The organism is Pseudoxanthomonas sp. LjRoot204_2, assembly GCF_056175765.1.
In genome coordinates, this window is the sequence record NZ_JBGFFG010000129.1 from 1 (window position 1) to 8107 (window position 8107).

The 8107-nt window shown below is 65.4% G+C and carries 7 protein-coding genes and 1 pseudogene; 2 read left to right on the forward strand and 6 right to left on the reverse strand.

The genetic code is table 11. The features are described 5' to 3' along the window. The coding region (locus AC04L7_RS08005; protein WP_475512792.1) for a Tn3 family transposase at window positions 1–2695 on the forward strand (2695 nt) is incomplete at its 5' end. A 139-nt stretch (window positions 2696–2834) separates the two neighbouring features. On the opposite strand, the gene AC04L7_RS08010 is transcribed toward AC04L7_RS08005, so the two are convergent. Next, on the reverse strand, window positions 2835–3122 hold the full coding sequence (locus AC04L7_RS08010; RefSeq protein WP_436001131.1) for a hypothetical protein: 288 nt from the start codon (window positions 3120–3122) through the stop codon (window positions 2835–2837). 155 nt (window positions 3123–3277) lie between these two features. Here AC04L7_RS08010 and AC04L7_RS08015 point away from each other — a divergent pair, with 155 nt between their 5' ends. Further along, window positions 3278–3652: a DUF4345 domain-containing protein gene (locus AC04L7_RS08015; protein ID WP_436001006.1), complete on the forward strand. Its 375-nt coding sequence runs from the start codon at window positions 3278–3280 to the stop codon at window positions 3650–3652. A gap of 9 nt (window positions 3653–3661) precedes the next feature. Here AC04L7_RS08015 and AC04L7_RS08020 read toward each other — a convergent pair whose 3' ends face one another. The 5 genes and pseudogenes from AC04L7_RS08020 to AC04L7_RS08040 form a co-directional block, all read right to left on the reverse strand. Next, window positions 3662–5110 carry a transporter gene (locus AC04L7_RS08020; RefSeq protein ID WP_435998446.1) on the reverse strand — a complete coding sequence of 483 codons (1449 nt, stop codon included), beginning with the start codon at window positions 5108–5110 and terminating at the stop codon, window positions 3662–3664. A gap of 44 nt (window positions 5111–5154) precedes the next feature. Then, on the reverse strand, window positions 5155–5658 hold the full coding sequence (locus AC04L7_RS08025; RefSeq protein ID WP_435998444.1) for a hypothetical protein: 504 nt from the start codon (window positions 5656–5658) through the stop codon (window positions 5155–5157). A gap of 1 nt (window position 5659) precedes the next feature. After that, window positions 5660–6364 (reverse strand): C39 family peptidase, encoded by a 705-nt coding sequence (locus AC04L7_RS08030; RefSeq protein ID WP_296281746.1) that lies wholly within the window; start codon window positions 6362–6364, stop codon window positions 5660–5662. Beyond that, window positions 6364–6780: a hypothetical protein gene (locus AC04L7_RS08035; RefSeq protein WP_435998442.1), complete on the reverse strand. Its 417-nt coding sequence runs from the start codon at window positions 6778–6780 to the stop codon at window positions 6364–6366. Before AC04L7_RS08035 ends, AC04L7_RS08030 begins: the two co-directional genes overlap by 1 nt. 117 nt (window positions 6781–6897) lie before the next feature. Continuing rightward, a pseudogene (locus tag AC04L7_RS08040) lies at window positions 6898–8107 on the reverse strand (hypothetical protein); the annotation flags it as partial.

Below are 8107 nucleotides of genomic sequence, written 5' to 3' on the forward strand. Positions count from 1 at the left end.
GTTCCTGCGCGTTCGTCCGCTGGATGTCAGCGGGAGGGAATGGCTGGCAACGGTGGCCCAGGCCGCCGCTCAAACCAAGCATGTCATCGCCGACATCATCAACGTGCTGCTGGAGGAGCTGGTTCACCATCGCTTTGAGCTGCCGGGCTTCAGTACGCTGGAGAAGATTGCGGTTCAGGCCCGCGAGCAGGTGCATGAGCAGTATTACCGCAGCATCAATGAGGCCTTGACCGCGCCAGCCAAGAGCTTGATCAAGGAACTGTTGGCCGCACCGGCCAATGCCACATATACCGGCTGGAATGCGCTAAAGCGCGAGCCCAAACGGCCCACCAATAAGGAAGTGCGCTTTTATCTGCAACATATCCAACGCCTGCAACATCTGGCCCAGCAGTTGCCGGCCGTGGATATTCCGGTTCCGAAGCTGAAGCAGTTCCGCGCCATGGCGCGTGCGCTCGATGCCAGCGAACTGGCCGAACTCAAGCCGGCCAAGCGCTATGCCTTGGCGACGATCTTCATTCGGTCCCAGTACGCCAAGACATTGGACGATGCGGCCGACCTGTACATCCGGCTGATGCAGAACCTGGAGAACACGGCCCAGCAAAGACTGTTGGCCTACCAAGTAGAGCACGGCAAGCGTGCTGATACGCTTATCGCGCAGCTCAAGGAGATCCTGCAGGCTTATCAGATCGACGGAACGGACACACAGCGTGTGGATGCCATCGGACTGAGTCTGGTGGCGGACATTTCCACACTGCTGGCCGAATGCGATGAACATATGGCGTACGCAGGCCGCAACTACCTGCCATTCCTGATCCAGCCTTACAGCGTTGTCCGCCCGTTGCTGTTCAACTGCCTGGAGATCATGCAACTGCGCTCCACCAGCCAGGACGCGGGCATGGAACGCATGATCGCTGCTCTGCTGTCGCTCCGCGGTCAGCGGCGGGACATGATTGAGGCCAGCTCGATCGGTCTGGATGTTGAAAAGGATCTGGGCTGGTTGTCAGTCAACTGGCGCAGGCACGTCTTCGGCCGCAAAGCGGACTCGCTGGGGCCGGGCTGGGTGCATCGCAAGTACTTTGAGCTAGCTGTGCTGGCCCAGATCAAAGACGAACTCAAATCCGGTGATCTGTTCATTCCCCACGGGGAGCGCTACGACGATTACCGAGAGCAACTGGTGGATGAGGCCACATTCGCCCAGGAACTGGAGGCCTACGGTGAGGTATCTGGTCTGGCCACCGAGGCCAGCGAGTTCGTGCGCCATTTGCAGCAAGAGCTGAGCTCACTGGCCGACACGGTGGATGCACGTTTTCCGGAGAACGTCCACGCCGATGTGGTGGATGGGCGCCTGGTGCTCCGGAAGCTGCAACGGCCTGAGATCTCCAGCGCCATTGCCACGGTCGATGCTCTTATCACCGAGAGGCTGCCGGCGATGAGTATCGTAGACGTGCTGATCGATGCGGCTCAATGGCTCAAGCTGCACCGTCATTTCCGGCCGATTGCGGGCACCAATGCGCGCGTGGACGATCTCATGCGCCGGGTGATCACTACGCTGTTCTGCTACGGGTGCAACCTGGGCCCGACCCAGACTGCGCGCTCAATCAAGGGCTTCAGTCGGCGCCAGATTTCCTGGCTTAACCTCAAGTACGTCACTGAAGACACGTTGGACAAGGCGATCGTGCAGGTGATCAATACGTTCAACAAGTTCGATCTGCCTGGCTACTGGGGCTCGGGCAAGAGTGCGTCGGCCGATGGCACCAAGTGGAGCATGTACGAGCAGAACCTGCTCTCGGAGTACCACATCCGCTACGGTGGTTATGGCGGCATCGGCTACTACCACGTCTCTGACAAGTACGTGGCGCTGTTCAGTCACTTCATTCCGTGCGGTGTGCACGAAGCGATCTACATTCTGGACGGATTGCTGGCCAACACGTCTGATATCCAGCCTGAAATCGTGCATGGGGATACCCAGGCCCAGAGTTATCCGGTCTTTGGTTTGTCCTACCTGTTGGGCATTCAGTTGATGCCACGTATTCGCAACATCAAGGATCTGACCTTCTTCCGCGCGGAGGCGGGTCGCCCGTACAAGAACATCCAGGCGCTGTTCGGCGACAGCATCGACTGGGGCCTGATCGAAACGCATCTGCACGACATGCTGCGGGTCACGGTGTCGATCAAGTTGGGCAAGATCACCGCTTCGACGATCCTTCGCCGGCTGGGAACCTACAGCCGGAAGAACAAGTTGTACTTCGCCTTCCGGGAGCTTGGGAAGGTCATTCGCACGCTGTTCTTGCTGCGCTACATCGATGACGTGGACATGCGTCGGACTATCCAGGCGGCCACCAACAAAAGCGAAGAGTTCAATGGCTTCGTCAAATGGGTTTTCTTCGGCGGAGAAGGGATCATTGCCGAGAACGTGCTTCATGAGCAGCGAAAGGTCGTGAAGTACAACCAGCTCGTGGCCAATATGATCATCCTGCACAACGTAGACCAGATGACACGCACGTTGGCCAGCCTGCAGGAGGAGGGGATGGAGTTGAATCCCGAGGTTCTGGGCGGCTTGTCGCCGTATCGGACCAGCCACATCAATCGGTTCGGAGACTACACGCTCGACCTGGAACGTAAGGTCGCGCCTCTCCAATTCACCGAGATCGTTTTGGAGCCCCACTGGACGCAGATCGCCGAGCCGAGAGGGTAGCGGACTCTGTCTATTCAGTTTCGACGCGAAGTGCTAATAGGCCACTTCGTGGCCTCAGCGGCGTGTGAAGAAGAAAAGCACGCAACATCAAAAACTTAAAGCGGATTCGGCTGTATTTCTCACGAATCCCTGCCGACCCTCAACTTTGCCGGCGTTGCCTGGCCGGCGCGCGCTTCGTCCCCGCACCCGCCTGCGCCGGCATGGGCGTCGTGGCAACGACGGGACCGACGGGCCGTGCGGGGTCCGGCGGGTAGTCGCGCACCCACTCGGTGTGGTGCGTCGACGGGCATGGCGCGGACTGGTAATGCGACTGGCCATCCTTGCCGCGGCATTTGTGGACGGGGTCGCTGCCCCAGGTGGAACTGCCCACGGCGACGAGCACGCAGGCCAGCACGAGGCGGAAAACACACGATGAAGAACGATGCATGGCGGGCTCTCCTGGCGGTGGAGCCTGCAGGCTCGCGTGCATGGCCGCGCGAAACCATCGGGGCATGCCGCACGGTGTCGTCGGACTTCGCCGCGTTCACCCTGCCATCACTTGCCGCCATGCGAGATGGCGGTCCATCCCGCCGGAGACGTCCCGTGGCTGCCGCCTATCTGTACCTCAACGCGATCATCTACCTGGTATTCGCCGCGTGGTGCACGCTGGCACCGGCGCGGACCGCGACGGCCATCGGCTATGCGTCGCTGACGCGCTCCGGACAGACCGAATACCTGACCATCTACGGCGGCCTGCAGCTCGGGCTGGCGTTCCTGTTCGCCTGGTTCGCCTGGACGCAGCAGATGCGCACCGGGCTGATCCTGGCGATGGCGCTGTATCTTCCGATCGTGCTGTATCGCAGTGCCGCGCTGATGCGCTGGTGGCCGGTGGAGACCGCGACGCTCGCCCTGGCGGTGACCGAGTGGCTGATGCTGGCGGCGGCGGTCTGGCTGTGGTGGCAGGGCCGCCCGGCCTGACACGTCGGATCAGAAGTTGATCGGCAGGCGTGCGGTGAATGTCATGTCCGGCGTGTCGCGGGTAACCCCGACACCGAGCGCCACATTGAGCGACATCCTGTCGCTGAAACGATAGGTAGCGCCCAGCAGCAACGTGCCGAGCGTGGTGCGCACGGCGCCGGCGACGTCCTCGCCATCCTGCTTCGTCTTGCCGACGATGCTGGTGTCGTAGCCGATGCTGATGGCCGCCTTTTCGTTCAATGCCAGGCCCATCCCCAGGTTGAAGCCGAGGATGTCGCCGGCCTCGATGTCGCCGAGGAGTTCGGTCTGCCCGCCCAGTACCCGGCGCGATACGTTGCTCCGCTTGAAGTTGTGGAGGTAGCTGAGGCTGCCGAAGAAGACGACCGGGTCGGAGGGATACAGCCACGTGATGCCCGGCTGCAGCGCATTGAACCCGCTGCCGGTGGGCAGGTCCAGCGGCAGACCGGTGCCGGTGGTGTTGGCCACGCAGCGCGTGACGCAATCGGTGGTGACGTCGAACAGGTCCCGCCCGGTTCGGCTCTTGTAGCGCAGCCACGCGATGTAGAACGGCTTGTCGGCTCCCCCGCGGTTGAGCTGGTAACGGCCGGTGACTTCCACGTCGCCCATGCCGCTGCCGCGCGCGTTGAAGACGCGGTCCTGGGCGGAGCCGGTGAAGATCTCGCGGCTGACGGTGTCGCTGTGGATGTAGACGTAGGGCAGCTTGGCTTCGACTTCCATGCGTCGGCTGACACCGTAGCGACCGGTCAGCGTGGCGACGGCGGTGGTCGTCTTCACCTGGCGCACGTCGATCAGGCCGATGAGGATCGCCGGGATGATCGTGTAGCCGACCAGGGCGACCCGGTCGTTCGCCGAGTACCCGTACTGGATGGCCGGCTCCACCACCAGCTTTCCCTTGGGCGTCAGCACGCCGGGCTGGTCGAAGATCTGCGCGACCTCGGGTGGCCGCGAGTCGCTTTCCGGTGCCTGCCCCACGCGCTCCGGTGCCGGGCTGTCGCCCGCCCGGGGCGACGAGGACTGCGCTTGCGCGCCGGCGTGCGGCGTCGCGGGCGATGGTCCCACGATGTAGGTCAGCGTCGGGGCCGGTGCGTCGCGGAACGTCGGCGCCTGGTTGAGCGAGGGGACGATGACGGGCGCGGGAGCCCCGCGTGCTCGGGCATTGGCGAGGATTTCTTCATTCAGCGCGTTCTGCAGGCTGAAGATCTGCTGTTCCTGCGCGTGCATCAGTTCGCGCATCTGCTGCAGGCGCTGGTTCTGCTCGTTGAGCTGCCGCTGCAGCGCATCCAGTCGCGCATCGGCCGTGATCTCGTACGGCTGTGCGGGAATCGGCGGCGGCGTGGCAGGCAACGGAACATCCTGCGCCCTCGCCTGCCCGGCCTGCACACCCAGCCCCACGGCCAAGGCCAGCGGTGCGACTTCGATCAGAGACGTCCCTTTCATGATGTTCCCCTTGTCTTGCTGGGTGGTCGGGATTGCGTGGTCGCTCACGGACCGCCGGGTGCGCGGATCAGCGCGTCGTTCAGCGCATCGCCGGCATTGAGGCTCTGGTAGGCGCCGAGGGTGTCCACGCCGACATCGATGCGGGTGACGGTCCGGATGTCCTGGTCGTCGAGTGTGTTCTGGATGACCAGGCCGCCGGCGGCACTCACGGGATCGAAGCGGTTGCCATCGCCGACCTGCACGACGAGACCGCGGTTGAAGTCGGCCAGCGCCTGCGCCTGTTCGGGCGTAAGGCGCGCCACGTCGGGTACGTGCACGGCGATGCGTGCGGTGAGCTCGCCGTTGAGGTACACGACGCGCTCGATGCCGAACGACAGCATCATGCCGGACGGCATCTGGAAACCGCCGCGCATCCGGTCGAGGCGACCGGGATCGACCGGTTGCCATTCGACGCCAAGGTCGCCGCCCTGCCCGCGCGCGCCCAGGGGCGCCAGCAGCAGTGCCAGCATCATCGCGATGCGGTATGCGCATACACGATTGGCGTCCATGTCAGATGTCTCCCGGACCGCGCCGCGGCACGGTAACGTTGCGCAGGCCATCGCGCTGGATTCCCATGTCGAGCGGCGCCGGAGGTGCGGTCTTCCAGTCGCTGGCCTGGTTGAAGCGGGCGCGCTCGCGCTGGTTGTGCACGACGAACATCACCCGGTTGTCCCACAGGGCTTCGAAGCGCGAACGCGGCATCGCGCGCGTTCCGCGCGCCGGATCGCCGAGCAGGACGCGCCCGTTGCGCAAGCCCTTCACCACCACGAAATGCCGATAACCGCGGTCATTGAGCAAGACGATCGCCGGCACGTTCTCCTGCTGCAGCTTGTCCAGCGGCAGCTCGAAGCCGTCCGCCTCGTATCCTTTCGAACGCAGGTAGCGCCGCATGTCCAGCAACGAAAACCCTTCCTTCCGGATGCGCGCCTGGTCGCCGTTGTTGTACATCTGCACGAATACATCCACCTCGCTGACCGGATGACCGTACTGGTGCGTCAGCAGCGTCGCGGTCGCCGCAGAGCCGCAGCTGAAGTCGTACTGCTGCGGCAATGTGGTCTTGAAGCGGGCTTCCTTCAGGCTGGTCAGGCGGACGGTATAGGCGCCGCCTGGCACGCGCAGGTCGCTGGTGGCAGCGGAAGCGCCGCCGAGGGTCGCAAACGCGCACGCCAGCGCGACGTGCGCCAGCCAGTGCGCGCGCCGCGAGCCGCGTTTCATTACGGACCGCCCGTGAAATCGACGGTCACGATCATCGCGTTCTGGATGAGCACGTTGCTGCCGGTGTTCTGGATGACCGTGTTGATGCCGCTGGCGTTGCCGAAGGCGCCGTCGGCAATGCTGTTCGAGCCACTGGTGACGTGGTGCGCCGTGTTGCCGTCGACGGAGCCTTCCACGTCGATCAGGTTGTCCACCTGCGTCGCATCGCCGCCCCGCAGACCGGACAGGCGATCGATCGCGACGGCACGCCCGAGTCCGCTGACCGCCACCTGCGGCACCTCCACAGGCACGACGTCGATGACGGGCGCAACGGGTGGAACGGTCGCGACGGCGTTGTCATCCGCCCACGCGCCGCCGACAGCGAACACCCATCCGCAGGCCGCGATGCGCAGCCCTGTCTGGTAGTGCGTATGCATGGTCAGTCTCCCTTGCCATGCGTCCACCGCGCGGCGATGGGGCGCCCCGCGTGAAGCGGCGGGGCGCCTTGCGTCCGCGCGGCGTGTCCCGGCATCGCCAGGACACCGACGGAACGCTTATGGGCCTACGGTGAGGTTGGCTTGGACGGTGATGCCCTGCTGGATCAGCGAGGCCATGCCGCTGTTCTGTGCCGCCACCATGATGCCGGCCGCCGACTGCCCGACGCTGGTCATGTTGTTCGACATGTCGAACGCACCCGCGTCGACCGCGACGGAGCCGCCTGCGCCGCCTGCACCGCCGGTCGCGCCGTTGCCGACGCCGCCGTTGCCGTCACCGCCGTTGCCGTCACCGCCGTTGCCGACGCCGCCCGCACCACCGGTCGCACCGACCGCGCCACTGGCACCGTTGCCGGCGGTGGCATCGCCGTTGCTGGCCGTGGAGGACGCGCTGCCGTTGCTCGCATCGCCGTTGCTGGCATCCCCGCCATCGCCACCGTCGCCGGCGGTCGCGGTCAGCGTGCCGCCCGTGCCACCCATGCCCGAACCGGCCCCGCCGCTGGCGGTGGCGTCGCCACCCGTGCCGGAGCCGGCACCTCCGGTGCCCATGCCGTCGCCACCGGTCCCGGTCGCGTCACCGGATGTACCGGCACCGGCCGTCGCAGTGCTGGCGCCGCCGGTCGAGGTCGCATTCCCCGAGGTGCCGGCGCCGCCCGTTGCTGTTCCGTCGCCGCTGGTGCCGTCGCCGCCACCACGCTCGCGGACATTCCCGCTGCCCGCTCCTGCGTCGCCACCGGAGGCGTCCGCGATCGAACCCGTGTCGCCGCTGGCGCTGCCTGCATCGCCGCCCGATGCGCCCGTTGCACCGTCGCCATCGCCGCCCCAGCCACCCGCATCGCCGCCCCGACCGCGTCCGTTTCCGGCGGTCGCATCGCTGTCGCCGCCCCAGCCGCGTCCATCGCCGCCGTTCGCGCCACGGATGTCGTTGGCGTTACCGCCACGGCCGCCATCGCCGGCCGTCGCGTCGCCGATGGACGCGCTGCCATTGGACGAATCGCCGGCCGTCGCATCGCCAATGCTGGCGCTGCCGCCGCTTCCTCCGTCGCCGCCACTGCCGCCATTGCCACCGTCGCCGCCGCTGCCGGAACCGCCGCCAGCTTCGCCGCCGTAGCCGTTTCCACCATAGCCGGCGCCGCCACGTCCGCCGCTGCCGCCATTGGCATTGCCCCAGTTCTTGGCGACGTTGCCGATGTCGTGCACGGTCACGCCGGACACGCTGCCTTCAAGGCGCGTTTCGGCCACAGCCTTGCTGTGGTTGAAGGAATTGGAG

Coding starts and splice junctions, on each gene's coding strand:
- AC04L7_RS08010 (WP_436001131.1), bottom strand. CDS start 3,122: ATGCATCGTTCTTCATCGTGTGTTTTCCGCCTCGTGCTGGCCTGCGTG.
- AC04L7_RS08020 (WP_435998446.1), bottom strand. CDS start 5,110: ATGAAAGGGACGTCTCTGATCGAAGTCGCACCGCTGGCCTTGGCCGTG.
- AC04L7_RS08025 (WP_435998444.1), bottom strand. CDS start 5,658: ATGGACGCCAATCGTGTATGCGCATACCGCATCGCGATGATGCTGGCA.
- AC04L7_RS08030 (WP_296281746.1), bottom strand. CDS start 6,364: ATGAAACGCGGCTCGCGGCGCGCGCACTGGCTGGCGCACGTCGCGCTG.
- AC04L7_RS08035 (WP_435998442.1), bottom strand. CDS start 6,780: ATGCATACGCACTACCAGACAGGGCTGCGCATCGCGGCCTGCGGATGG.